At 41.9% G+C, this 2018-nt stretch carries 1 protein-coding gene and 2 pseudogenes; all 3 read left to right on the top strand.

Annotated elements, in window-relative coordinates; translation table 11 throughout:
• Positions 1–239, top strand: a pseudogene (locus tag CHI06_RS00360) (Crp/Fnr family transcriptional regulator); the annotation flags it as partial.
• 181 nt (positions 240–420) lie between these two features.
• Positions 421–1287 (top strand): hypothetical protein, encoded by an 867-nt coding sequence (locus CHI06_RS00365; RefSeq protein ID WP_095246435.1) that lies wholly within the window; start codon positions 421–423, stop codon positions 1285–1287.
• 22 nt (positions 1288–1309) lie between these two features.
• A pseudogene (locus CHI06_RS00370) lies at positions 1310–2018 on the top strand (hypothetical protein); the annotation flags it as partial.

The raw sequence follows: 2018 nt of genomic DNA on the forward strand, positions 1-2018 counted from the left end.
TCGGTTTAGGACTAATGCTTGGATGTTTAACCACAGCAGCAATGTTCTTTGGTCTAGTGATGAACTTCTCTTTCTTCCTAGCTGGAACTGTATCTCATAACCCAACAGACATTTTCTTAGGCTTCATCATCTTAACAGCAGGCTACAACGCAGGACGATACGGTTTAGACCGTTGGGTGGTTCCATTCATCCGCAAAACAACAAAAACTCATGCTGAAAAAAATAAAGCAGCTGCCTAACTAGTAGGTACAAAGAGACGATTCGTTCCCCCCGAATTGTCTTTTTTTATGTTAATAATTACCCATACAGTTGAAGGGAATTGGGTGAAAAGAATCGATTTTAAGAATAGAAGACAAAAAACGAAGACTTTGCTCGAATTTTGTCGGTGAACGTTACGAATTATTGAAGGGGGGTGAAATAGTGCACTTCCGCCAATTTCTTATATCAGCTCTAATGGTTGGTGCGGCGATGTTTTTTCCAGACAATGCTTTTGCCGAGAAGAATGAACTTCGTACTCAAAAGGGACAAGCTCCGGCTTCAATACCGGAACATGCTTCAATACCACAAACGGCATCAATAACAGAACCTGAAACAATAGCAGTACCAGCAAAAGCTGAAGGGGCGCAATCGCTGAACAAGACGATTCCTGAACATGCTCGTGAAAACCAAGCACAAGCAAAACAGCTCCCAGCCCAAAATACTCCAAATCAGACTGACTTGGAAAAAAGTTTGCCAGAGCAGGCAAATGGAAACGCGAAGTCGGTGGTAAAGAAGGCCGAGAAGGTTGTTCAGGTCAATGTCCCCAAACATGCAGAGGCTGTCCAGGCAAATCATACAGTAGAAAAGGTGAATCCTAAAAATTCTATCCAAGATACTGATAATGAAGGTAAAGTCGAAAAAGTAAAGCCAGTAAAAGTAGATAATATTGTCTATTTACAAGATGAAGACTTAGACATAACAAAATCAGAATCCGTTGTGCAGGAGCCACAGAAAGATCCTGCCAGCAAGGAAGAGATTCCTAAGGTAAACCAAGCACTGAATCAGACACAGAGAAGCAACGGTTCAGGGGGTCAATCAAATGATCGGGTCAATCATGGAATAAGTAGTTTAAGCTTTTTGGATAAATGGTTTGAATGGAATGACTACTTTGAAATCAAACTTGTCCAGCCATACCTTTCCCGGCAAGCCTTGATGAATACTCAATGGGTGAATGCTCCGCCATCGCTACCGCCGCAGGCAGCTCCTTTATTACCAGTGTCACCCGCAGCTAAAAGCCACGGATCATGATAATAAAAGGAGCGAATTAAAAATGAAACATTACTTAAACCCTAATAAAGTTGCTAAATCTTTTGTACTTGCAGGAGCATTATCGTTTGGAATTTTTGCTGGAGGTCAATTTACGGAAGCAGCAGGCCCAGATCACGCTAAAGCAGAAAAAACTGTTCAAGTGAACCAATCTAATAAAGAAAAGGTTAACGTGAATGTTAAACCGGTTGTTCCGGCAGCACCAGCTGTACAGGCAAAGGATGAAGTAAGCGTACAAGTAAAGCCAAAGGAAGAAAAGGCAAGTAAGTCGCAGGCGAGCGTTCATGCAAGCGAAAATGCAAAATTGCACGCAGCCCCAAATTCAGCTGTTCATGGAAAGGGAGAAAAGGCTGAAGATGTGGTTGTGGAAGAGACAGTTAAGGAAGAAGTTCCAGTTGAAGAAACTCCCGTTATTGATCTTGAAACGGAAGGTACAACTGAGAATACAGAAGCTGATACAGCCAAGGCAGATTCTGAATCCAAAGAAACAGCTGACGTTGACAGTGATGTAGCTGCGAAAACGGAAGATGAAGAAGACGCGGCAAAAGAAGAAGAAGAAACAGATGCTGACTCCGATTCTGTTGTGAGAATTGAAGATGAAGAAGATGAAGACGAAGATTCCAAAAACATCGATTTTGAAACAGACGCAATTGTAAAAACTGAAGATGACGAAGAAGCTGAAGCTGTTGAAGAAGAGGAAAAAGTAAACCCAT

The sequence above is a fragment of the Bacillus sp. 7884-1 genome, assembly GCF_002272245.1.
In the GTDB taxonomy this organism is placed as follows: domain Bacteria; phylum Bacillota; class Bacilli; order Bacillales; family Cytobacillaceae; genus Neobacillus.